At 47.4% G+C, this 23,866-nt stretch carries 20 protein-coding genes; 17 read left to right on the top strand and 3 right to left on the bottom strand.

Annotated elements, in window-relative coordinates:
* Positions 1-5: 5 nt before the first annotated feature.
* From H1230_RS25515 to H1230_RS25445, 15 genes are all read left to right on the top strand, one after another.
* Positions 6-1,175, top strand: coding sequence for an amidase (locus H1230_RS25515; RefSeq protein WP_239712633.1), 1,170 nt, complete (start codon positions 6-8; stop codon positions 1,173-1,175).
* A gap of 305 nt (positions 1,176-1,480) precedes the next feature.
* Positions 1,481-3,055: a PucR family transcriptional regulator gene (locus H1230_RS25510; RefSeq protein ID WP_239712632.1), complete on the top strand. Its 1,575-nt coding sequence runs from the start codon at positions 1,481-1,483 to the stop codon at positions 3,053-3,055.
* 67 nt (positions 3,056-3,122) lie between these two features.
* Positions 3,123-3,773: an NTP transferase domain-containing protein gene (locus H1230_RS25505; RefSeq protein WP_239712631.1), complete on the top strand. Its 651-nt coding sequence runs from the start codon at positions 3,123-3,125 to the stop codon at positions 3,771-3,773.
* Between the two features lie 192 nt (positions 3,774-3,965).
* Complete coding sequence (locus H1230_RS25500; protein WP_239712630.1) at positions 3,966-5,132, top strand: BMP family ABC transporter substrate-binding protein; 1,167 nt, start codon at positions 3,966-3,968, stop codon at positions 5,130-5,132.
* Positions 5,133-5,241: 109 nt separating this feature from the next.
* Positions 5,242-6,774: an ABC transporter ATP-binding protein gene (locus H1230_RS25495; protein ID WP_239712629.1), complete on the top strand. Its 1,533-nt coding sequence runs from the start codon at positions 5,242-5,244 to the stop codon at positions 6,772-6,774.
* A complete protein-coding gene (locus H1230_RS25490; protein WP_239712628.1) occupies positions 6,771-7,886 on the top strand; it encodes an ABC transporter permease in 1,116 nt (371 codons plus the stop codon). Before H1230_RS25495 ends, H1230_RS25490 begins: the two co-directional genes overlap by 4 nt.
* Positions 7,887-7,914: 28 nt before the next feature.
* On the top strand, positions 7,915-8,844 hold the full coding sequence (locus H1230_RS25485; protein WP_239712627.1) for an ABC transporter permease: 930 nt from the start codon (positions 7,915-7,917) through the stop codon (positions 8,842-8,844).
* A gap of 215 nt (positions 8,845-9,059) precedes the next feature.
* A complete protein-coding gene (gene uraD / locus H1230_RS25480) occupies positions 9,060-9,545 on the top strand; it encodes a 2-oxo-4-hydroxy-4-carboxy-5-ureidoimidazoline decarboxylase (RefSeq protein WP_239712626.1) in 486 nt (161 codons plus the stop codon).
* Entirely contained in the window at positions 9,542-9,937 is a 396-nt protein-coding gene (gene uraH / locus H1230_RS25475; RefSeq protein ID WP_239712625.1) for a hydroxyisourate hydrolase, read from the top strand. The genes uraD and uraH overlap by 4 nt, the downstream gene beginning before the upstream one ends.
* A 30-nt stretch (positions 9,938-9,967) precedes the next feature.
* Positions 9,968-11,362 (top strand): allantoinase AllB, encoded by a 1,395-nt coding sequence (gene allB, locus H1230_RS25470; protein WP_239712624.1) that lies wholly within the window; start codon positions 9,968-9,970, stop codon positions 11,360-11,362.
* On the top strand, positions 11,359-12,633 hold the full coding sequence (locus H1230_RS25465; RefSeq protein WP_239712623.1) for a Zn-dependent hydrolase: 1,275 nt from the start codon (positions 11,359-11,361) through the stop codon (positions 12,631-12,633). The genes allB and H1230_RS25465 overlap by 4 nt, the downstream gene beginning before the upstream one ends.
* A 14-nt stretch (positions 12,634-12,647) precedes the next feature.
* Positions 12,648-13,880: a pyridoxal-phosphate-dependent aminotransferase family protein gene (locus tag H1230_RS25460; protein ID WP_239712622.1), complete on the top strand. Its 1,233-nt coding sequence runs from the start codon at positions 12,648-12,650 to the stop codon at positions 13,878-13,880.
* A 178-nt stretch (positions 13,881-14,058) separates the two neighbouring features.
* Entirely contained in the window at positions 14,059-15,885 is a 1,827-nt protein-coding gene (locus tag H1230_RS25455; RefSeq protein WP_481857095.1) for an adenine deaminase, read from the top strand.
* 341 nt (positions 15,886-16,226) lie between these two features.
* Positions 16,227-16,682 (top strand): IDEAL domain-containing protein, encoded by a 456-nt coding sequence (locus H1230_RS25450; protein ID WP_239712620.1) that lies wholly within the window; start codon positions 16,227-16,229, stop codon positions 16,680-16,682.
* Between the two features lie 520 nt (positions 16,683-17,202).
* Positions 17,203-19,506 (top strand): FMN-binding protein, encoded by a 2,304-nt coding sequence (locus H1230_RS25445; RefSeq protein WP_239712619.1) that lies wholly within the window; start codon positions 17,203-17,205, stop codon positions 19,504-19,506.
* Between the two features lie 96 nt (positions 19,507-19,602).
* Here the strand turns inward: H1230_RS25445 and H1230_RS25440 are convergent, their stop codons facing one another.
* Positions 19,603-19,749 (bottom strand): hypothetical protein, encoded by a 147-nt coding sequence (locus H1230_RS25440; protein WP_239712618.1) that lies wholly within the window; start codon positions 19,747-19,749, stop codon positions 19,603-19,605.
* Positions 19,750-20,112: 363 nt separating this feature from the next.
* Between H1230_RS25440 and ltrA the strand changes: the two genes are divergently transcribed.
* Positions 20,113-21,405, top strand: a complete 1,293-nt coding sequence (ltrA, locus tag H1230_RS25435; RefSeq protein WP_239711336.1) for a group II intron reverse transcriptase/maturase — start codon at positions 20,113-20,115, stop codon at positions 21,403-21,405.
* A 216-nt stretch (positions 21,406-21,621) separates the two neighbouring features.
* A complete protein-coding gene (locus tag H1230_RS25430; protein WP_239712617.1) occupies positions 21,622-22,578 on the top strand; it encodes a 3'-5' exoribonuclease YhaM family protein in 957 nt (318 codons plus the stop codon).
* Between the two features lie 95 nt (positions 22,579-22,673).
* On the opposite strand, the gene H1230_RS25425 is transcribed toward H1230_RS25430, so the two are convergent.
* Positions 22,674-23,096: a macro domain-containing protein gene (locus H1230_RS25425; RefSeq protein ID WP_239712616.1), complete on the bottom strand. Its 423-nt coding sequence runs from the start codon at positions 23,094-23,096 to the stop codon at positions 22,674-22,676.
* Positions 23,097-23,125: 29 nt separating this feature from the next.
* On the bottom strand, positions 23,126-23,800 hold the full coding sequence (locus H1230_RS25420) for a 3'-5' exonuclease (RefSeq protein ID WP_239712615.1): 675 nt from the start codon (positions 23,798-23,800) through the stop codon (positions 23,126-23,128).
* Positions 23,801-23,866: the final 66 nt, after the last annotated feature.

Below are 23,866 nucleotides of genomic sequence, written 5' to 3'. Positions count from 1 at the left end.
CGCTTATGAACAATCGGTATGGTGCTTATATAACGCCAGAGCTTGCGGTTCCGAACCTTGGACACGGGACGCTGGACGGACTGATCTTCGCGGTAAAGGATGTATTCGCAGTTGCTGGCCACAGCTCTTCTGCCGGTAATCCAGACTGGCTGCGCAGTCATGGGCCGTCATCAGGGCATGCGGCTGCGGTGCGGAAGCTTCTGCTGTCAGGGGCGTCTTTGAAGGGCGCAACACATACAGATGAACTGATGTACAGTCTCGGAGGCGAGAACTATCATTACGGCACGCCGGTAAATCCCCGTGCATCGGACCGCATCCCCGGTGGCTCCTCCAGTGGCTCGGCAGTAGCCGTAGCGGCTGGAAGCGTGGATTTCGCCCTTGGTACAGATACCGGGGGTTCCACTCGTGTACCTTCTGCCTATTGCGGGGTATACGGCTTCCGTCCAACACTTGGAGCGGTATCGATGGAAGGAGTAATTCCGCTCGCTCCGGGCTTTGATACGGTAGGTTGGATAGCAGATAGTGTTAACATGCTGCAGAAGGTAGGAACAGCGTTGCTGGGCTCAGAAGAAATAAGGAAGAGTACAATGGCAAGGGTTTTTGTTGCTACGGACTGCTGGGCACTTGCTGGACAGGAGAGTGCGGCAAGCTTAAGTGCAGGTCTGCGACAACTGCAGGCTGGAGCAGATAGCACAAGCGAAACGGTAATCGCACCGGAGGGACTTAAAGGCTGGATGGATGTCTTCCGAGAGCTGCAAGGCGATGAAATATGGGCGACTCATGGCGCCTGGATTGAGAAGGTGAAGCCCACCTTCGGGCCGGATATTGCTGCTCGCTTCGCTTGGGCAGCCAGTCTGTCGGGTAAGGATCATAGTCTGGCACAGACGATGCGCCAGACTATATCAGCCAGGCTGAGGCTTCTGCTCGGGGAGGAGAAATGTCTCGTGATTCCGACAGTACCCGGGCCCGCGCCGTTGCTCGGTGGAGATTTGCAGCAACTGGAGCAGAACCGCAGCGGAGCGATGATGCTGAGCTGTATCGCTGGGTTGGCGGGTCTCCCACAGATCACGCTGCCAGTGATCTCGGACAGTGGTCTGCCGCTGGGACTTTCTGTGATTGGAGGACATGGTCAGGATCAACGCCTGCTGTCCTGGGTTAAGAATATATGGCAATGACCTAAAAGAATGCCTTCTATAGAACTTCCTGCACCGCTATTTTAGTGGAGCTCGGAAGTTTTTTTGCGAAAAAATAAAAAAAGTATTCAGCCAGCAGCAGAACAGAAGAGCTTTAGAATCGCAAGAAGGGTTGTTTTGCCAAAGGGAATTTTCTAATATTGTGTGTCTTACGTAATATTATCTAACATAATTTAGTGATAATTTTAACTTTCTCTTTTCAATAGGATTCATTTTCTCTATAATGTTACATAAAGTAACATTGTGGAACGTATAATTGAAAATGATTTTATATAAGGAGGGGTGGCATGCATCTTACGGTTGAAGAAGCGTTGTCCATTTATCCTTTATCCGAAGCGAAACTTATTGCCGGATCCAAAGGAAAGCACCGGATTATCAAGTCAATTAATGTGATGGATGCTCCCGACATTTCAGATTGGATCAAGGAAGGAGAAATGCTGCTTACGACAGCGTATTTGATTAAAGATAATTTGGAAGATGCTTCTGCTCTGCTGCAGACATTGAACCGAAGAGGGTCCGCGGGACTGGGCATCAAGCTGGGACGCTTTTGGAATGCTGTGCCGGAGAAGCTGATTGCCGAGGCGGAAATGCTGAATTTTCCTTTGATCGAGCTGCCATTCCAGTTTACCTTTTCCGATCAGATGAATGGGCTGTTTCGCGCCGAGCATGCGCGCAGCACCAATGTTCTGCAGAGCATCATGGAGAAACAGAGAAAGCTGATGCGGTTTGCCTTACGTTCTGGTCGTAATCGTCCGTTGTTTGAATCCGTGTCTGAGGTGATCGAGCATCCGCTTGCCATAATCAGCGCCCGGGGTGGCGTTGTCTATAATAATTCTGAATATACGGAGCCACAGCTGCTGGAAGGCTGGCCTTGGCAGAAGAGGAATCAACGCTTTCGTATGGGCGATAAGCCGGGCTTTCGTATACCGCTTCTACAAGGGGATGAATGCTCCGGTTATCTTATCTATTGTTCTATTGATCCTTTGCTGCTTCCTGTAGAAGAAAGCTTGTTCGTTCAGGGGGCTGAGCTTATATCATTTCATATCCAATCTGGTTATGAGGATTATTTTGAGCAGGCAGAGCATCGGGAATTCAGTGGCTTGCTGCGGCGTTGTCTGAACGGAGGGATGTCCTGCGGGGAATTGGCAGAGGCTGCAGTCAAACTGGAGGTTGAGTTGCTATCGTCACCTTTTCAGCTTGTGCTGTCTGATACGATTGCAACCGGAGAAGCGCGACAAAGCGAATTGCTTAGATTAAAGGAAGAGTATATCGAACACCCTGTGCTGCTTACGATGAAGGCGATACATGTTATTGTCGATGAAGGACTTCTTTCACTTTACCCAGGAGACCGACACAGTCCAGAGCAATTTCGTGACCTGATCAATACATGTCTTCATAACCTGAAGTTTGACAATGGCTATGTTCCGCGAGCGGCGGTCAGTAGCTGCAAGACGAAGCCCGAAGGACTTAAAGAAGCTTTTGCAGAGGTCAAAGAATGTATGGGAATGGTCCAAAAGTGGGGTGGACACGGGAACGTTGTGCATTATCGGCAGCTTGAACTTGAACTGCTGCTGAGTCAGCTACCTGCAGAAATTATGGAGAAATACATCAATGGAAGCCTGCGAGGTTTGCTTAGCCGGGAGCCGGAATATGTAAAGGAAATGCTGCACACGCTGGAGGTCTATCTGGAGAATGATGGTCATGTGAATGAGACTGCCAAAAAACTGTTTATCCATCGCAATACGGCTACCTACCGGATTGAGAAGCTTAGTGAATTGCTGGATGTCGATTTCAAAAAAATAAGTGATCTAATGAGATTGAAGTTAGTGTTTATGTTCCGCAGAATGCTGGGACGGGACTGAAAAAATCGCTGGAATGATACGGGTTAGATGGGCAGGTCACGTAAACTTCTATAAAGGAGGGGGAAACATGAAAATAGCAGGAATATATCTGGCGGCGGGGCAGAACAGGCGGATGAGAGAGTCAAAGATCTTACTCCAGCTGTCGCAGGAGGCTTCTCTCAGGAGCGTCATCCTTAGTGAACTGGACCGATGTAACTTGGAGCCGCTAATTGTTGTAGTACGGGCCGATGATACACTAACATGGCTGCCCCCCACTGTGGGCAAAATGGGGGCTAGACGTACTGAAACTTGTCTGACTGCTCACTTGGGGTTGTCTTTCTCGCTGCGCTGTGGACTTAATGCTGTGCTGCCTATGCAGCCAGATGCAGTTATTGTAGCGTTAGCGGATCAACCTTTTATTACTACGACTTTGGTGAATCGATTAATAGAAACCTTTGAACAATCACCAGAGCTGGATTTTGTAGCTAGCCCTAATCAAGGTTCGGGTATGCCTCCTACATTGTTCTCCAGTGCCCTGTTTCCTGTGCTTCAGGGTCTGGATGGGGACAATGGAGCAGTTGGAATTCTGCATTCGCCTGATTATAAGGGGATTACTCTGGAGACAAATTCTAATCACTCTTTTATGGATGCTGACATGCAACGGGAATTCGATGAAACTTGTGAAGAATGGAATCTGAGGAACTGGAAAGAGGGTAGATTAGCTCGATTTCCAGATTAATGTTATAAAATATCACATATTTTAAGTAGTTTTTCGCCGCCTTTCGTGCATAAAGCACAAGAAAAGTGATTTTTTTTATAGTATGATACAAACGTATGTTATATAAATTTACGTAGCGACTATGCGTAAGTATAGTAGAGATACATTATTGGCTGTAGCCATTATGAGAGATTGCATTGGAGGAGGAGAATTATGATACAAAGGGGTCGGGTATTTTCTTTCAGTTTCGTATTAATATTCCTATTGGCGGTGGTTCTGGCAGGTTGTGGCGGCAATAATAACGCTGCGTCTAATGCTAATGCGACCGAAGCGCCTGCAGCAAATGCAGCAACAGAGGCACCGGCAGCAACAACCGAGCCGGCGGCTAAGAAGCCAACAGTTGCTTTTGTCTATATCGGTCCTCCAGGTGACGGCGGTTATACGTATCAGCATGATCAAGGCCGACTGTATATGGAGAAGGAGCTTGGCATTAAAGCAGACTTCGTAGAGAATGTTCCAGAAAGTGCCGATGCTGAACGCATTATCACGGAGCTTGCACAATCCCATGATATCGTATTCACAACAAGCTTTGGATATATGGACTTTACCCTTAATGTGGCCAAGAAGTTTCCTAATGTAAAATTCATGCATGCTTCCGGTTACAAGACATCTGAGAACATGGGTACTTATTTCGGTAAGAACTATGAAGGCAGCTATCTGACGGGTATTGCAGCAGCAAAAATGACCAAGAACAACCAATTGGGTTATGTAGGGGCTTTTCCAATCAGCGAGGTTATTTATAACCTTAATGCCTTTACCCTTGGGGCACAAAGTGTTAACCCTGATGTTAAAGTAAGCGTAGTATGGACAAATACCTGGTATGATCCAACGACAGAGCGTCAGGCAGCAATCAGCTTGCTGGACAAAGGTGCAGACGTGCTTCTGGCTTATCAGGATTCACCGGCTACGCTGCAGGCAGCTGCGGAACGTGGTGCTTTTGCCGGGGGGAATGACTCTGACATGAGCAAATACGCTCCAGACAATTATTTGACTAACCCAGTATGGAATTGGGGCCCTTATTATGTGAAAGCTGTACAATCCGTAATGGATGGTACTTGGAAGAGCGAACAGTACTCCGGCGATATGACGGACGGTATGATCGATATTGCTCCTTTTGGCAATAAGGTTCCGGATGACGTGAAGAAGCTGGTAGAGGAGGCCAAGGCCAAAATCATCAGTGGTGATCTCGATGTCTTCACAGGTCCAATCTCCGACAATGCAGGCAATGTTAAGGTCCAAGAAGGCCAAAAGCTGACACTTGAAGAAGTGCTTGCTATGAACTGGCTTGTCAAAGGTGTAGAAGGAACCATCCCTCAATAATAGTCTCAAATAATATATTTATGCACACCTATGGGTGGGGCGGGTTCCTTATAGTCAGGGACCTTCCCCACCCGTACTACAACGAGAGTGGGAAAGGAGGCGTTCATTGATGCAGGAACATTCGGTTGAACTGCAAGGGATTGTGAAGAAATTCGGTTCAGTGACGGCAAGCGATCAAGTCGACTTTTCGGCAAATGCGGGTGAGATTCACGCGCTGCTTGGTGAGAATGGTGCAGGTAAGAGCACGGTCATGAGCATGCTGTCTGGCGTATATAGAGCAGATGAAGGAGAAATCCTCATTCACGGTAAAATTGCCAAAATTCGTTCCCCCAAGGATGCGGCACAGCTCGGCGTCGGCATGGTGTTTCAGAACTTCAGACTGGTGCAAAGTCTCACGGCAGCGGAAAATATCGTGCTTGGCGAAAAGTCGTCTTTCTGGCGCGGAAGCAAATGGATCAAGAACAAACATAAAGAGATTGAGGCGCTGGCAGAGCGTTTTGGACTGAAATTCCCGGTAGATCGCCCTATCTGGCAGTTATCTGTAGGAGAACAGCAGCGTGTTGAAATTGTGAAGACGCTGTACCGCGGCGCTGATATTATTATTTTGGATGAGCCGACTTCTGTTCTAACTCCAGGCGAGGCGGAACAACTATTCGAGACACTGCAGGTCATGAAGCGTGAAGGAAAGACAGTGATCATGACCACCCATAAAATGAAAGAGGTTATGGCCTCTTCAGACCGTATTTCCGTCATGCGCAAAGGGAAAATGATCGCTACACTAACAACGGCAGACACGGATGAGCTGGAGCTGGCCCGCCTGATGGTAGGTAGAGAAGTGACGATCACCCGGCAGGAGCGGGAGATTACGGAAGGTGAAACACTGCTTGTTGTGAAGGACCTTGATGTATTCGCCGATCATGGCCGCAAGGCTCTGGATGGATTGTCTCTGAGTGTACGCAATGGAGAAATAGTAGGTGTAGCCGGTGTAGCTGGCAATGGGCAGAAGGAGCTGGCAGAAGTGTTGACGGGGCTTAGGACATGGAAGAACGGAGAAATTACGTTTGATGGCAATACAGTAAAATCAGCCTCGGTACGGGGTGCAATTGATTCCGGTATTTCCCATGTGCCAGAGAACCGGATGAAGAGTGGTTTAGCCGGACGACTAGGCTCTGTAGATAACCTGTTGTTCAAGTCCTACCGCAGTGAAGAGCATTCCAGGTTCGGGTTCCTGAAGGCAGCAAAGAACCGGATATGGTCACAAGAACTGGTTGAACGCTTCAACGTCAAAACAGCCGAGCTGGATACACCGGTGCAACAGATGTCAGGCGGTAACCAGCAGAAGCTGCTGTTCGCTCGTGAAATCAGTCATCGCCCCAAGTTGATGGTCGCTGTTCACCCGACTCAAGGACTGGACGTAGGCGCAACTGCAGGTGTTCATGATCTGTTGATGGAGCTGCGCAGCTCGGGCAGCGGTGTGCTGCTGATCTCAGAGGATCTGGATGAATTGCTTCAGCTTTCTGACCGGATACTGGTCATTTATAACGGCTCGATTATTGGTGAAGAAACTCATGAAGACGCAGATAGACAGACCATTGGTTTATTAATGGCTGGTATTAGGGGCAGAGAGGGGAGCGCAGTATGAGTCCAAAAGATGTAAGTAATACTGCAGTACTCGAGCCTACTCCCGCAAAACCCGCAAAACGGATGTCTTTTCGCTTGGAATATGATTCAAGCCGGATTCGCTCCCCATGGTGGACACCGATTCTCTCTGTCATTCTGGCATTGCTGCTGTGTGCCATCTTTATTGCTGCAAATGGCATGAGTCCGGTTACGGTATATCAAAAAATGTTCCATGGCGCTTTCGGGACTGCCTATGGATTCACTGAAACAATGGTTAAAGCGATCCCATTGCTCTTGTGCGGTCTTGGAATTGCTGTAGCCTACCGTATATCGGTCTGGAACATTGGAGCCGAAGGTCAGCTTACAGTGGGTGCGATGGCTGCGACGGCAGTAACGATTTATTTTCCGGATTTGCCTTCGTTCTGGGCAATCACGCTGATGCTGGTGTTCGGTTTTGCCGCTGGAGCGTTTTGGGGTCTACTGACTGCGGTTCCACGGACGCATTTTGGGGTCAATGAGCTGATTACTTCGTTGATGCTGAATTATGTGGCTTTGCTGGCACTTGATTATGTGGTGTTTGGCCCCTGGAAAGATCCAAAGGGCTTTAATTTCCCCGGGTCCCCCATGTTCACGGATGCCCAGTCGTTACCTGTTCTCGGAACGTCGAGACTGCATATAGGGCTGTTGTTTGGTCTTGTTGCTGTAATTATTTATTATTTGATGATCAAATTTACCAAGTGGGGCTACGAGCTTAAATTGATTGGAGCCAATCCCACGGCTGCTCGTTATGCAGGCATTCATATCAAACGACATATTATTATCGTAATGCTAATCAGCGGTGGACTGGCAGGTATAGCCGGAATGGCTGAGGTATCTGGTGTTACCCATAAGCTAATGCAGGGCATCTCTCCAGGTTATGGATACACGGCTATTATAGTCGCATGGCTCGCCAAGCTGAATCCCGTTGGCCTAATAGTTACATCTATCCTGTTCGGTGGCCTGATCGTCGGCGGCTTTAGTGTTCAGACCATAGGATTGCCTTCGTCTATTTCGGAAATGCTGCAGGGCTCCATCCTGTTTTTCCTGATTGCCGGCGATATGATTCATCGTTTCCGCATACGCCGGAACGCATAGTTTGAAACAATAGGAAGGAGTTTAACCCATGGATTTTACTACACAGTTATTAATAGCTGCAATTTCCGCAGGAACGCCGCTGTTATTGGCGACACTGGGCGGAATTCTGAACGAACGTGCTGGAATTATCCAGTTGGGTGCCGAAGGGCTCATGCTGATGGGGGCGGTGATCACTTGTATCGTCTATATCCGCTCCGGTAGTCTGATTGTCGCATTGCTGGCTACGGTGGCGGTGACCGCTGTGCTGGGTCTGCTGCATTCATTCTTATGTGTCACGCTAAGGGCGAACCAGACGATGTCAGGACTTGCCATGACTTTGTTTGGCAGCGGGCTGAGCGCCTATCTGGGTAAGCCAATCAGCGGTATTCCACTGCCGGGAACATCGCCTAAGCTGCACCTGAGCTGGTTGGAGCCGATTCCTGTAATCGGAAAAATATTCAGCAACATGGATTACTTGACATGGTTCAGCCTCTTGTTAGTATTAGTACTGCATCTGCTAATTCACCGTACGTCATGGGGCCTGCATTTGCGGGCGGTTGGGGATAGCCCCGCTACGGCAGATGTTATGGGAATTCGCGTCCAACTGATCCGTTACAGTTATGTTATAGCCGGTGCGGCTTTAATTGGTCTTGCTGGTGCCGATATGGTGCTGGCTTACGCACCAACCTGGAATGAAGGGCTTACTGCGGGTCGTGGCTGGATCGCGGTTGGGTTGGTTATTTTCGCTAGATGGAATCCGCTGCGTGCGTTATTCTGCGCTTATTTCTTCGGTGCATTGGACTCGCTGGGCTTCCGTATCCAACTGTTAGGAAGTGTGGTTCCGTCTTATTTCCTCAAAATGATTCCGTACATTGTAACCATATTGGTATTAATGTACCTGGGTTATCGCAACCGCAATAAACCTTCCGGAACACCGGAAGCGTTGGGAGTACCTTATATTCGCGAACAACGGTTTTAAACTTATCAATCCAGTAATTGCATTTCGTACATCTAAAAGCAGGGCAGGCTAACGGGATTTGGGCAGCGATACTGATAGATGTTGTGAATACAAGAAACTGGATTTTTCTTCATCTAATCAGGAATATAATTGCATATTTTCAATAATATGAGTGACGGAGGTGGCTTAATATGGGGATGTCTGCATCTTCCGTAACATTGGATAGGATTAATAACATGAGCAGGACGGAATTTGTGGAAAGTCTTGGGGGGATTTTTGAGCATTCGCCCTGGGTAGCAGAAGGAGCTTTCCAGCATAGCCCCTTTCGATCAGTGGGCCAATTGCATGACACTATGTTGGAAATAGCAAGGACAGCTGAACGGAGCCAAGTCGAAGCCCTGCTGAGAGCCCACCCGGATCTAGCTACGAAACTGCAGGTTAGCCCGTTGTCTGCGGCGGAGCAACAGGGAGCCGGTCTAGATCAGCTATCCCCTGAAGAATTCACGTTATTGAATGATTTGAATAAAAAGTACACAGATACATTCCATTTTCCTTTCATTTTAGCTGTAAGAGGTAAAATCAAAGAGGATATTATGAATGCCATATCAGAGAGAGTAAACCGTTCGCTACAGGAGGAATGGGAGCAGGCGCTATATGAAATTGGCGCAATAACCAAGTTCCGCCTGCAGGATCTGCTAATGGATGGAGGAACCCTATCATGAGCGGACGGCTGACTACACATGTGCTTGATCTGTCTCAGGGGCTTCCAGCAGCAGGTTTGGTACTTCAGCTTTGGTGGCTTGAGAGTAGTCAAAGAAGGCTACTGCTTGAGGTTGTAACCAATGCTGATGGCAGACTTGATAAGCCACTACTGGAAGGCACCGAGATGGAAACTGGAAGCTACGAGCTGTTGTTTATGGCTGGTGATTATTTTCGCAACACCCAGTCTAGGCTGGGTACGGACTCAACGAGTGCTAAAGATGAGATGGAGGTTGTGGCTCCTTTTTTTCTCGAACAAATACCTATTCGTTTTAATATAACTAACGTTATGGACCATTACCATGTGCCTCTTCTTGTTGCTCCCGGAGGGTACAGTACGTATCGGGGCAGCTAGAGGATACTAGAAGAAGGAGATGACCGCTTCATGAAGGATATGTATGAGCTTGTAATCAAGAATGGGAATGTAGTGCTGCCTGATGAAGTGCTGGGTTTGGATGTTGGAGTGATTGCTGGGAAGATCGTCGCATTAGGCGAACAGCTTCATATTTCTCCGGATACCAAGGTCATCGACGCAACAGGATTATATGTGCTGCCAGGTATGATAGATATGCATGTTCATTTTAATGAACCGAATTTTGGACATTGGGAAGGCTTTAGCAGCGGTTCGGCGGCACTGGCGGCTGGCGGATGTACGACTTATGCGGATATGCCCTTAAATGGGAATCCACCCACGGTGAACAAGGCGGCACTTGTCCTCAAAGCAGAAGCCGCAGCCGGGAACTCCGCAGTAGACTACGTATTGTGGGGCGGTCTTGTTCCCGGCAATCTGGAAGATCTAGAGGAGTTGTCAGCGGCTGGAGTTACGGGGTTTAAGGCTTTTTTGTCCAATCCTGGGGGCGAGGGTGAGGGGCGGTTCCGTGAGGTAGATGATGATACCCTATATCAAGGGATGAAGAAAATCGCCTCGCTTGGTGGAATTCTGGCCCTGCATGCGGAAAGTGAGGATATCACTGCTGCGTTGTCGGCAGATGCGCTGCGTAATGGCTTGAACAGCGCGCGCGATTTCGTGGCTTCTCGTCCGCCTGAAGCAGAATGGGAAGCCGTGGCCAGAGCGCTATTCTATAGTGAACGAACAGGGTGCCGTCTGCATTTTGTTCATATTAGTACAGCCGCAGCCATCGAAATGATTTATGATGCCAAGCAACGCGGGCTGGATGTTTCGGCAGAAACATGTCCCCATTATCTAATCTTGAATGAAACACATATGGAAGATCTCGGACCCGTAGCCAAATGCGCACCGCCACTGAGAAGTACGGAGGAGCAAGAGAAGTTATGGGAGGTATTGGCTCAAGGCAAAATTGACCTCATCGCGTCGGATCATTCCCCTTGCCCAACAGAGCTTAAGGTTGCGCCTGGGCTTTCTTTTTCTGAAGCCTGGGGTGGCATCTCCGGTGCGCAGAGCAGTCTGGAGCTGATGTTCCATGAAGGAGTGAACGTACGCGGGTTACCGATAACGTTGATTTCACAGCTGCTCTCTGGGTTGCCAGCTAAGCGCTTTGGATTACAGGATCGCAAAGGCTCCATAGCCCTCAGTCTTGATGCTGATTTGGTTCTGCTGAATCCACAACAATCGTATACGCTTGCTGCAGAGGACCTGAAGTATCGCCACAAGCATAGTCCCTATATTGGTATGACCCTTTCCTGCAAGGTAGCTGCTACAATCTGCCGGGGTACAGTTGTCTATACTGCTGAAGATGGAGTGGTGTCGACGGATAGTGGGGAATGGCTGCAAGCACGGGGGGGATTATTTAACGTATGAACGCACCTATAATTCAGGCACCGACCCTAGAAATGCTGAAGCTGCTTGAGGAAATGACAGCCTTCAGTGCTCCAGGGCCGGGGGTTACGAGACTGCTGTATACACCGGAGTGGAGCCAGGCCCAAGCTTTTTTGCAGGAGAGAATGGCCCGGATCGGTCTTGAGGTTAGGGCTGACAAGGTTGGCAATGTGTATGGACGGCTGAATGGACGTAAGCCAGAAGAAAAGGTAATCTTAACTGGTTCTCATATCGATACTGTTGTGAATGGCGGAGATTATGATGGGAGTTATGGAATAGCTGCTGCTATGACTGCGCTTCATTATCTGCGACGAACTTTTGGACAGCCATTGCGAACACTGGAGGTGGTCTCCTTTTGTGAAGAAGAGGGCAGCCGGTTTCCACTTACTTACTGGGGCTCTGGTTATGTTAATGGGATGTATAACGGAAGTGAGGCAGAGGATAACGCCGATGCTGATGGAATAACGATGAAGACTGCAATGGCAGATTGCGGCTTGGAAAGCGACACAGTAATAAAGGCTGATGAGGATACTGACGGGAGTTCAGGTGTCAGAGATGATATCGGTGCTTTTGTGGAGCTGCATATTGAACAGGGGATTTTACTTGAAAAGACTGGCACAGAGATCGGCGTTGTGCAGGCGATTGTCGGACAAAGACGTTATGTAGTCAAGGTTGGCGGTACCGCCAACCATGCGGGTACGACACCCATGACGATGCGGCAGGATGCACTTGCCGGTGTAGCGGAAATGCTGGTTGTGCTGGAACGCTCCGCAGCAGAAGCAGGTGCTCCTCTCGTGGCTACAACGGGCAGGTTGGAGGTATTTCCTAATACACCAAATGTCATACCGGGTGAGGTTCTGTTTACATTGGATATACGCCATAGTGAAGCAACTGAACTGGAGAACTTTTGCATCTACATTCTAGCAACCCTTAACGGGATTGCTGCGAGACGTGGCTTGGATATAGATATTACTACAAGGCTAAATACAGTTCCGGCTCCTATGGATCTCGGGCTGTGCGGAGTACTGGAGGACATTTGCCAGAGTCAGGGCAGGACATACCGCAATATGGTAAGCGGTGCGGGGCATGATGCCCAGCTCTTCGCACCACGATGTCCCACTGCGATGATATTTGTGCCAAGCCGCGCTGGCATCAGCCATTCCCCAGAGGAGTATTCAACACCGGAACAGCTCGCTGCCGGGCTCAATGTACTGACAGCACTTTTATATGATTTGGCCTATTTGGAGAATTGAAAGGGAGAGATATCATGAAGCGGTACGAAGATTTGTCGCCGTCACTGCGGTGCATTATGACCCCGGGACCGGTGGAGGTTGATCCGCGAGTACTGCGGGCGATGTCATTTCCAGTATTAGGACAATTTGATCCTGAGTTTACCAGTATCATGAACGAAACGATGGAAATGCTGCGGGAATTGTTCGCTACAGGCAACCAGTGGGCTTATCCTGTTGATGGGACCTCGCGCTCCGGCATCGAAGCGGTAATGGTCAGCCTTATTGCACCGGGAGATCGCGTACTGATCCCGATCTTTGGCCGGTTTGGCCATCTGCTGCATGAGATTGCCGAGCGCTGCGGCGCAGAGGTGTTCGTTATAGAGAAGACTTGGGGGAGTGTGTTTGAACCGGACGAGGTTATAGCGGCCATGCACAGCTTTAAGCCAAATGTGGTAACGATGGTCCATGGTGAGACTTCTACAGGGCGTGTGCAGCCGCTGGCAGAGATCGGGCGGGCTTGCCGTGAGTTGGACGCTTTGTTCATTGTGGATGCTGTAGCCACGATTGGCGGTGTTCCTGTAGAGACGGATGCCTGGATGTTGGACGCGGTTATTGGGGGTACGCAAAAATGCTTGTCCGTCCCCTCGGGAATGGCACCGATTACGTATAATGAGCGCGCTGAAGCTAAGCTATTAACCCGCAAACGGGTGGAACGTGGCCTGAGAACCAGCGAAGTACAGCCGGGAGAGCTTTCTTTTGTACGCAGCAATTATTTCGATTTAAGTATGTTACAGGATTACTGGAGTCCTTTGCGATTGAATCATCATACAGAGATGACCTCTATGCTCTATGCGCTGCGGGAAGGTCTGCGGCTGACCCTTGAGGAAGGGCTTGAGGAGAGATTTGCCAGACATGTACTAAATGAGAAGGCGCTGGTAGCGGGCTTAACGGCGATGGGGCTTGAACTGTATGGAGACCCTTCCTGCAAGCTGACGGTTGTCACCTGTATACTCATCCCGGAGGGAGTGGACGGGGAGTCGGTGCGATCCATGCTGTTGGATAGGTTCGGGATAGAAATTGCCAGTTCCTTTGGACCCTTAAAAGGCTTAATCTGGCGCATTGGAACAATGGGCTTCAGCTGCCGTGAGAACAACGTGCTGCGGGTGCTGGGTGCACTCGAAGCCACTCTGCTGCGTCACGGAGTTTCGCTACCCTACGGCCTTGCCGTTCAGGCAGCACTTGACGTGTATGAGGCAAACATAAGATAATCGGTGGAATACACTAGCCGATGGAAGAGTATGAATCGGGCAGTACCGCAGTAAGGAACTGTCTCACTTTAGCACACAAACGGCTTTCGTCCCGCAAGGGATGTTGAAGCCGTTTCTTCTTGAAATATAAGAAATTATAGGTCTCAATATAATGAGAAATAACGGAGGAGGAATGGATATGACTTTTAAAAGAAAACCTTTGGCAGATTGTGTACCCGAGCTTGTAGCTACAGCTCGTGGCGATCAGCCGGCAACGTTGGTTATAACAGGTGGAAAGCTGGTCAATGTCTGCTCAGGTGAAATCCTTGCAGGAATGTCTGTCGGCATTCAGGGTGGACGAATCGCGTATGTTGGCAAAGATGTCTCCCATATGATTGGTGCAGGAACACAGGTGATAGATGCGGGCGGTAAATATATAGCCCCAGGGTTGTTAGACGGACATTGTCATATTGAAAGCACACAGCTGACTGTAACTGAATTTGCCCGCGCAGTGCTGCCGCTTGGTACTACTGGAGGCTTCTTCGATGCCCATGAGATTGCGAACGTCTTTGGGCTAAAGGGTATTAAGCTAATGCTGGATGAGATGCGCGGCACACCGTTGGCCGCCTATATGCAGGTAGCCTCATGCGTACCTTCTGCAGGGGCGGAATTCGAAACAACTGGAGCCTCCATTGGACCGGCAGAAGTGGCGGAAGCCTATACCTGGGGCGAAGATGTGATTGGTCTGGGCGAAGTGATGAACTTCCCCGGAGTTGTCTATGGTGACGAGAAAATGCTTGGTGAAATTCAGGCTACGCTGCGCGCAGGCAGATATGCAGATGGTCACTTTACTTGGCCATCCAGTGACTGGAGACTTCCGGTATATGCAGCGGCAGGAGTGACCGGCGACCATGAGTGTGTTACTGCGGAGGATGTAATTGAGCGTGTCCGACTGGGGATGTATGCCAAAATGCGCCGTGGCTCCGCCTGGCATGATGTAGCGAAGACGATTACAGCTCATACGGAGCATGGACTTGATTCGCGGCGAATGATGCTGGTCACCGATGATCGCAGCTCGGAATCGCTGCGGGACGAAGGGCATATGGATTTTGTAGTTCGTCATGCCATTTCACAAGGGGTAAAGCCTGTCACCGCCTTTCAGATGGCGACGATTAATACGGCTGAACGTTTCGGTTTAAGCAGGGATATCGGCTCGATTACGCCCGGCTCCTATGCCGATATTATTTTGCTGGACGGAAACTTGGCAGATGTCAACGTTGTGCTCACCATTGCGGCGGGTGTTGTTGTTGCTGAGAATGGCGTAATGACGGTCGCTCTGCCTTCGTTCCAATATCCAACTGAAGTGTTGGCCTCTGTTCACTTGCCAACACGTCCCACCGCGGAAGACTTTGTAATACATGCACCTATTGTATCCGGTTCTCTAGCTACTCGGGTTATTAAAGTCTTGGAGAATCATGTGGAGACCATCGAATTGATTGTGAACCTTCCGGTGATCGAGAGTATGCTGCAGGTGGGCGCGGGAAATGGCCTATGCAAAATCGCTGTATTGGAACGTCATAAAGGCATCGGCAACAAATCGGTGGGTGTGGTTGAAGGGATTGGTTTCCATGAGCCAGCGGCTATTGCCATGACCGTGGCCCATGACAGTCATAATGTGCTTGTCATCGGGAATGATGATGAGCTGATGGCCCAGGCTGCTAACGCTGTAGCAGATGCACAAGGTGGTGTTGCTGTTATTACAGCAAACGGGGTAACCCTATTCCCACTCGTTATCGCGGGTCTAATGTCTGCGGAGCTCTTTGAAATTGTAGCGGCTCAGTCGGCTGCGATCAGCAAAGCGCTTTACGATGCAGGCTGCACTCTAAATTATGCATTTATGACACTGTCCCTGTTGGCACTGGCGGTTATTCCAACTTTGCGCTTATCCGACAAAGGTCTGGTACGAATTTCCCCGGAAGAAGGAATACAGTTAGTGCCTTTATTTTGCGAAGAGCTACCCTCTTAAGATTGGACTGCAGGATATATTCTTCAATCTCAGACCTTATTATTCAAGAAACGGAGTGTTCCAGCGTCAGAAATGGCTGCGGGGAACATTCCGTTTTTTATTCTTTTATAACCTACGAAATGCCGTTTCTTTAGGAATTACTATACATTTAGTTTGAAAATTCGAAAAAATGATAGAAAATTAACCACTTCAACATAATTTGAAACATTTTTTATGAATTATATTAACAAACTGCTGCAAAGTGACGATATTAATGTTAAATTAATTAAAATTATAATTAAATTGCGAATTTGCAGAGAAGTTACTGAAAGTCCAAATAAGAGAGATGGGGTGCATGAGAGATGATCAGATTAGAAACGCAGGACATCGTGAATGTTACAAAAAAGCAAATTGCCGGTATTTTTAAAATGGAGCCAATGGAGCTGAGATTTGTTAACGATTTTCAAGATGAGAAATATCTCTTGACGAATGATAAGCTTCACCTCAGCAACCAGCATTATTGGGCAAAGGTTATGGAATGTGTCTTCGCTGATAATCATATTAGACCCGTTCTGATGTGTGAAGTGTTGTATTTCTTGCGTAACGAATTTCTAGAGAGCGACATTAAGCTGAGCTTCTCATTTAATTTCGCAGATGGTGCCAATGGTGAAGCCAATGCCACGGCTGAGGTGAGCTTTCATGATTCACCCGAATTACAGCCTGGTGAGATCGCGGAGCTGATTGATTTCGCACTGGCTCTGCAGGATAAGCAGTGGTTTCAGGAGCTGACTGAGAAATACAAACAATTGACTGCCTAAGACCACACCTGTTTCTAAATAGAGTTTATTCCATTCCAATAAGCCGTCTATACCTTGTAAGAGAAACTGTGTATAGCCGGCTTGCTCGCTTATCAATATACAAAAAATCTAACTCTCTTCATTTCATAAGAAGGAGGAGATGGAAGAATTTGAGCGATAATTAATATGTGTATTTAATGTTAATAGCAAATAGTGATCTTTCTTATAGGGTATGTGATTTTATATACAGAGAAAAGTTGGATAAGTTTGATAACATCAAGCCAGAAATTGACGAATGTTGACGTAAATCTTCTTATGTGAATTAATTCACCTTTTAAAAGAATTTGAAGAAATAGATGCATTCTTTTTTGTTTGTGGGATGGATCTAGCAAGAGTGTGAGAGGGGGGATGACCTCTTATGAAGAGTATATGTTTCTTCATAAGAAGGGGCGGAACATCATAAAGGTGCAACATCATAAATGGTGGAATTTTTTTTAGAAAAGCTACATATTACTGGGGATTTGGTAAAGGAGAATAAGCATTGAAAAAACTAATTACTTTAACTATCAGCGCGGCACTATTGTTGTCGCCAATCGCTTACACGATTAATGCACCTGCTCTTAACTTGAAGGTGGATGCCGTATCAGCAGCTTCGGAAGAAGCACCGGTATATACAGCAAAACCAACAGCAAAACCAACACCAAAGCCAACGCCAAAAGCAACAGCAAAACCAACAGCAAAACCAACACCAAAAGCAACAGCAAAACCAACACCAAAAGCAACAGCAAAACCAGCAGCAACACCAAAAGCAACAGCAAAACCAGCAGCAACACCAAAACCTGCAGCAACGGCGAAAGCAACAGCTAAACCAGCAGCAACGCCAAAAGCGACTGCAAAACCAGCAGCAACGCCAAAAGCGACTGCAAAACCAGTAGCAACGGCTAAACCAGCTACTGTAAAAGAAAGCGTATACCAAGATGGAGTTTACGTAGCTTATGGCAATGCCTACTCCAAGGGTACTGAAGGTGCCAAAATCGCAATCAAAGACGGAAAGATCATTAGCATTGAGCTTTTGAGAACAAGTCCTAAGATAATCGACAGAGACGCCCGTAACAATTACAGTGGCGTATGGCCTGCTTATTCATTAATGAAAGACAGACTGCTCGGCAAGACAAGAGATGGAGCAGCAGCGGTAGATGCAGTTTCCGGTGCAACTCGCTCTAGTACAGGTTGGAAATTGGCGGTTGACAGAGCATTCGAAAGATCGCTTGAAGTTAAACCAGCAGATGCAACTTATTTCGAAGGCGATCACATGGGTGTAGATCCTGAAGGCAAATATGCGGTATTCGCTTCTTATGATGCTACCAAGCTCACAGCTGTTAAGGTATACCCATTAAACAGCGCTGGAGATTTCGTTGATGAGAAGACTTACACTGCTGCACAAACAGCAGCAATCGCAGCGATCACTCCTGCATTACTTGCTAATGGAACAAAGGCACAAGCTACAGCAGGCCTTGAAGCTGAATTCAAAGCAGCAGTTAATGCATTCTGGGATGCTGAACAGAACGCAACAATTAACAATACTTCTGCTTACGTAGATGGTTTCTATTCCTCTTACGGTACTGCTAGAAGCGTTGGCGTAGAAAGAGCTGACGTTGTGATTCGCAACGGCAAGCTTGTTGATGTTAAATTGTTCAGATTGGGAACTAACCTGATCGACAGAGGCACTACTGCTTATGCAGAAGTTGTAAAGGCAAATGCACCAATGACAGCTAAATTGCTGGCAAACGGTTCTTATATTGCTAATTATGATGAAAAAGTAGATGGAATCTCCGGAGCTACTGAAAGTAGCGAAGGTTGGAACCAGTCTGTAGAAAGAGCATTTGAAAAAGCTCTGAAGGTTCCTACAGCAGGTCAATATTTTGACGGCAAATTTGGCGGCGTTGATAGCAAATCCACTATGCTGTTATTGGTTGATATCGCTTCAGACCAAGTAACTGGCATTAAAGTAAGCCTGTTCGGAGCTGACAAGAAGCTGATCGCTGATGATAAGCTGACTCCTGAACAAAAAACACTGGTTGATCAATTAACCACTGGCTTGATGGAAAAAGGCGTTCAATTAGCTGATATCAAGGGTCAAGAAGCGTTGTCTGCAGCGGCTAGAGCAGCACTGACAGATGCTTTAACAAGTGCTTCCAAGGTGCAAGGAACTTATAAAGACGGTACTTTCACCGCTTATGGTGATGCCTATGATAAAGGAACTAACAGAGCTGACGTTACACTTCGTAATGGTGTAATTGTTAATGTTGCACTTACTCGTGTAGGGATGAACCTTGTAGATTTAGGAAAGGCAGCTTATGTTGAAGTTCAAAAAGCTATTCCATTGCTGACTACTAATTTCCTTGCTGCAGGTACAAGAGAAGCAGTACAAAATGTAGACGCAGTTTCCGGTGCGACTAACAGCAGCACAGGCTTCAAAACTGCGGTTGATAGAGCTTACGGAAAAGCTGAGTTAGTAGAAGCGAACAAAGCGGCTTACTTCGATGGAACTTTCATCGGTGCAAGTAACGACAAGACCGTTAACGTTATGGTTACAGTTGAACATGGTATTCCTGTTAAAATGGTTGTCTATTACCTTGATATTAATGGCAAGGTAAAAACAGTATATCAATTAACGGATGCTGAACTGGCAGTGAAGAGCGAGATCGAGTCGACTTCGAATGGTAACAGCTTGCACAAATATGGCTACCATGCAGCGGCATTCGGAAATAATGACGCTGAGAAGGCTGTTTCTGCTAAGATAGTAGAGGCAATCAAATTCGCACTTGAAACAGCTGGTAAATAAGTCGTTTCATTAGAAATGAAGGGGTTGTCCCAAAAGCCATGAAAAGTGGCTGGGGGATAACCCCTTTTTTCTGCTTGGCGTGCCCAGAGGCACGCATTATCTAGTTGGTGAAAGTCCAACCCAAGGAGGGTCCAAGCCACCTTGGTAGCTAGGATGCTTGCACATGGCGAAATCTGTGTGTAAAAGCGCATCGACAAAAGTACCTGTCTGAGACAGGGCGAGCGACAATCCAGGCCGCAACATGAAGTGAATCCTGCCGCGTCGTCAAAAAGGCCCTGCAAGGGGGAAAAGAGGGAGCCGAGTCTCGCGAACATAGACGAAAGCCAAGGAAACTGTGCAGAACTTGGGACAACAGTGAAGAACCCTCCGGCGTAGAGGGAACGGCATGGGTTGAAAGATAATGCAGTGAACTGGGGAGACCCTCCCCCACACGGAATTTTTTTTCGGAATCCGTAAAGAGACGCTCTATAAGCCCAAAAGACGAAGTGAACCGTCTGTGGGAAGGGAGTCCGAGGGGCTCATAGTACCGAAGAACCTAAGGACAACATAACCTTAGGGAGGGAAGGAGCCCTGCTTTGTTTATGCTTTTGGAGGAGGTACGAGTGAGTGAATGCCAACCGGCTAACGACACCCAAGGAAAAAGTTCAACAACTCCAAGAAAAGCTAGGTCATGCGGCCAAGGCGAACAAAAAGCGTAAATTCCATGCATTGTATGACAAGATCTATCGGTGGGATGTACTGTGCGAAGCGTGGAAACGAGTGAAAGCCAATAAGGGGGCCGCAGGAGTAGATGCCGTGACGCTAGCAGATATTGAGGAACAAGGAGAAATACCGTTTCTCAAGGTATGTGAGCGAGAGCTTAAAGAAGGCAACTACCATCCGCAACCTGTACGTAGACACTATATCCCGAAGAAGGATGGCAAGCAAAGGCCATTAGGTATACCCACTGTGCGGGATCGAGTCCTACAGATGGCAACCAAACTAGTGATTGAGCCTATCTTTGAAGCTGACTTTGAGGAAGTATCCTTCGGGTTTCGCCCGAAACGAAGTGCTAAAGGGGCGTTGGAACGTATTCGTAAAGCCTGCAACCGTAAAGGGAATTGGGTAGTCGACGTCGATATCCAAGGTTACTTCGACAACATTAATCAAGAGAAGCTTATGAAATTGGTGCAGATGCGTATCAATGACAGGAGGATACTGAAATTAATGAGGAAGTGGCTACAAGCGGGAGTTATGGAAGAAGGAACGGTAAGACGCTCGGATTTAGGGACTCCGCAAGGAGGCGTGATTTCACCGCTCCTTGCGAATATCTATCTAAATTACTTCGACCAACTGTGGGAGAAACACGGGAAAGGAGTAGGGGAGCTCACAAGGTATGCAGACGACTTTGTAGTGGTATGCAAAACCAAGAAGGACGCGGAACATGCGTATGAGCTCATACGCAAAATTATGGAGCGTTTGGAGTTAACCCTACACCCGACCAAAACCCGCATTGTTGGATTATGGACGGGAGACGAAGGATTCGACTTCTTAGGGATGCATCACCGAAAAACCAAAGCAGAAACCTCCCAAGGTAAGGTGTACTACACCACCCAACAGTGGCTAACGAAAAAGGCAGAGGAACGCATTCGAGAGGTGGTCAAAGAAAGATTAGCACCCCCGAGCATGCGCTCGAAATCGTTTGCGGAACAGGTGAAATGGCTCAATCCAAAGATCCAAGGATGGAGAAATTATTACTACACGAACTACAGCCAAAAAAGATTAGCCAAGTTGGACTGGTATATTTTGCAGCGATTAACCCGGTGGTATGCCAAGAAAAGACAACGCAGAAGATGGATGGGTTCACTCTCAGAGGTTAGATATATTGCCGTCCAGTATGGACTAAAAACGCTATTGTAAACTGCATGCCCATGAATGACGAACATCGGAAAGCCGTATGAGGGAAAACCTCACGTACGGTTTGATGAGGAGGGGCTGAATTTGTTCAGCCCTTTACTCTAGCACATAATTCTGGGAAGTGATCGTATAGTGATTTAAAGGGATTTTGGAGGTGCGTGTCAAAGGTATAATATACACAGCAGGTTCAAAGCCTGTTATTAATGGGAGGCTTCAAAAATGACACTTATTAATCAGCTATCTCCACAAGATGAATTTGTTGGCTTTTATCTATTACGAGAGCTGACACTCAAACAAACAAACGGTACTCCTCCAAAGGATTACTTTGACCTTATTTTGGGTGATTCCAGCGGGCAGCTGTCTGCGAAGTATTGGGATGTCAGCACGACCGATAAAGAAACCTTTTTCCCTATGGCACTCGTTAAAGTTAGCGGCATAGCACATACGTATCGTGAGAAGCTGCAAATTAAAGTTAACAAAATTAGACTGGCTAACGATACCGATGGAGTCGCCATAACGGATTTTATCCGCTCCGCTCCTGTTCGCCCCGTTGATCTTGTTCATACTATAAAAGTAGCAATGGGCAGTATTTCGGATCAGGAAATTGCCACGATTGTCGCATTCTGTGTGGGCAAGGTGGAAGAGAAGCTGATGCATTACCCAGCGGCTAAGACACATCATCATGCTTATTTTGCCGGACTTGCTTATCATATGGTACGTATGCTGGAGATTGGTGAATTTCTGTGCAAGCAACGCCCGTTTCTCAATTCAGACCTTATGACGGCAGGTATCATTCTGCACGATATCGCCAAGCCTGAAGAGATGATCTCACAGCTCGGAATTGTTTCGGATTATAGCGTGCAAGGCAAGCTGATCGGTCATATATCCATGGCTTCCAGCTGGATTACAGAAGCAGCTATACGCTCAAATATTGACCTGAATTCAGAAAAAGTACTCGGCCTGCAGCATTTGGTTCTGTCTCACCATAATCTGGGTGAATGGGGCAGTCCTGTTCAGCCACAAACAGCTGAGGCGGTAGCTCTGCATCACATTGATGCCATGGATGCCAAATTGCAGATGGTAGAGGATGCACTGGATACAACGCCAGAGACAGAGGAATGGACTCCTTTTATCAGGGGACTGGAGAATAAGGCGGTTTATCGTTTGAAGATTTAAGTAATAATCTATTTTGAAATATGAAATACACAAAGAAACCTTTCCTTAGTAAAATGGGAAGAGGTTTCTTTGTGCTTTCGATATAGTATGAATATCTATAAGGTACACACTACAATATCAACTTGGGTGTCACTAAAAACCTCTTTAATGATCTCTCTGACTTTTCCCCATTGCAGTTTATCAAGACCACAGCCAATCTGCGGCATTGCGAGTTTAGTAATCTCTTCCTCCAGACAATTATTCTTCACAGAAATAAGAGCTTGTGTAATTGTTTCGTATGTAGGTTTGTGCCAGTATTTTGATTTAGTTACCAGATTAAAGGCTCTACCCACCCTATAACATTTACCTATTTCTAATGGCTTCTGATTTGCTATATCTTGAAGAGATTTAAGCTTAAACCTCTTTCTGAATTCTACAGCAATACCTGCACTCATTTTGGCATCGGAAGAAATGCAGTGAGCCAAGTAATAATCTTCTGGCAAAGTGAACAGGTCTTTTTTAATCTCTTTGAAATCCATACTGAGCCTTCCTTTCACTGTTTTTCCGGCTAAAACTCGTAAGGGGTATGCGGTATTGTTATTAAAGTTTTCTTAATGACTAGACTTTTCGCTTTAGCAGACTGTTTATTAAGAGGTTTCTTGACCGGAGCCGAAAATGCGCTGTAGCCGCCTGCGTACATCTTGCCGCTCTTATAGCCTTGGCTGCCGGCTAGTAGCAGGGGATCGTTATGCTGTTCCTGCTCCATAAGTTTTAGTAGAATGGCGGCAGAAGCGCGGGCGTCATCAAGAGCATCGTGGTGCTTTAGAGTGATGCCGAAATGTGCGGAGATTACATTCAATTTATGCGAGGGCAGGTCTTGCAGTATTTTTTTGCCTAGCAAATAGGTGCAGAGATATTGGAAGTCAGGGTAGGTCAAAGAAGCACCATCCAGACAATACCGCAGGACGCTCATATCAAAGGAGGCGTTATGCGCCACGACAATTTCACCTTGCAACAATGGCTCAATAGCAGGCCATAGTTCGTGGAAAGTAGGCTTGCCACGCACCATTGATGGAGTAATGCCATGTATAGCGATGTTCATGCCATCAAAGCGCTGTTGTGGATCGATTAGCCAGTCATGCTCTGCCGCAATTATCCCCGCTCTAACTTGAACAAGGCCCAAGGCACATGCGCTGGAGCGGCTGGAATTAGCTGTTTCAAAATCTATTGCTGTAAAGTCCATAGTAAAGCCCCTTATCTATCGTATATATGTTTATATTAAAGGAGTGAGATGCTAAACACAATCTAG

Origin of the sequence: Paenibacillus sp. 19GGS1-52 (assembly GCF_022369515.1) — a bacterium.
In the GTDB taxonomy this organism is placed as follows: Bacteria; Bacillota; Bacilli; order Paenibacillales; family Paenibacillaceae; genus Paenibacillus_AQ.
The sequence above is the reverse complement of the archived record's forward strand: the minus strand, read 5'-3'. Positions and strand labels throughout refer to the sequence as shown.

Excerpts from the sequence above, each read along its gene's own strand:
- H1230_RS25485 (WP_239712627.1), top strand. The coding sequence starts at position 7,915 with ATGGATTTTACTACACAGTTATTAATAGCTGCAATTTCCGCAGGAACG.
- H1230_RS25505 (WP_239712631.1), top strand. The coding sequence starts at position 3,123 with ATGAAAATAGCAGGAATATATCTGGCGGCGGGGCAGAACAGGCGGATG.
- H1230_RS25440 (WP_239712618.1), bottom strand. The coding sequence starts at position 19,749 with ATGTTGCGGCCTGGATTGTCGCTCGCCCTGTCTCAGACAGGTACTTTT.
- H1230_RS25450 (WP_239712620.1), top strand. The coding sequence starts at position 16,227 with ATGATCAGATTAGAAACGCAGGACATCGTGAATGTTACAAAAAAGCAA.
- allB (WP_239712624.1), top strand. The coding sequence starts at position 9,968 with ATGAAGGATATGTATGAGCTTGTAATCAAGAATGGGAATGTAGTGCTG.
- uraH (WP_239712625.1), top strand. The coding sequence starts at position 9,542 with ATGAGCGGACGGCTGACTACACATGTGCTTGATCTGTCTCAGGGGCTT.
- H1230_RS25500 (WP_239712630.1), top strand. The coding sequence starts at position 3,966 with ATGATACAAAGGGGTCGGGTATTTTCTTTCAGTTTCGTATTAATATTC.
- H1230_RS25495 (WP_239712629.1), top strand. The coding sequence starts at position 5,242 with ATGCAGGAACATTCGGTTGAACTGCAAGGGATTGTGAAGAAATTCGGT.
- H1230_RS25430 (WP_239712617.1), top strand. The coding sequence starts at position 21,622 with ATGACACTTATTAATCAGCTATCTCCACAAGATGAATTTGTTGGCTTT.
- H1230_RS25465 (WP_239712623.1), top strand. The coding sequence starts at position 11,359 with ATGAACGCACCTATAATTCAGGCACCGACCCTAGAAATGCTGAAGCTG.
- H1230_RS25425 (WP_239712616.1), bottom strand. The coding sequence starts at position 23,096 with ATGGATTTCAAAGAGATTAAAAAAGACCTGTTCACTTTGCCAGAAGAT.
- uraD (WP_239712626.1), top strand. The coding sequence starts at position 9,060 with ATGAGCAGGACGGAATTTGTGGAAAGTCTTGGGGGGATTTTTGAGCAT.
- H1230_RS25455 (WP_481857095.1), top strand. The coding sequence starts at position 14,059 with ATGACTTTTAAAAGAAAACCTTTGGCAGATTGTGTACCCGAGCTTGTA.
- H1230_RS25460 (WP_239712622.1), top strand. The coding sequence starts at position 12,648 with ATGAAGCGGTACGAAGATTTGTCGCCGTCACTGCGGTGCATTATGACC.
- H1230_RS25490 (WP_239712628.1), top strand. The coding sequence starts at position 6,771 with ATGAGTCCAAAAGATGTAAGTAATACTGCAGTACTCGAGCCTACTCCC.
- H1230_RS25420 (WP_239712615.1), bottom strand. The coding sequence starts at position 23,800 with ATGGACTTTACAGCAATAGATTTTGAAACAGCTAATTCCAGCCGCTCC.
- H1230_RS25510 (WP_239712632.1), top strand. The coding sequence starts at position 1,481 with ATGCATCTTACGGTTGAAGAAGCGTTGTCCATTTATCCTTTATCCGAA.
- H1230_RS25515 (WP_239712633.1), top strand. The coding sequence starts at position 6 with ATGAACAATCGGTATGGTGCTTATATAACGCCAGAGCTTGCGGTTCCG.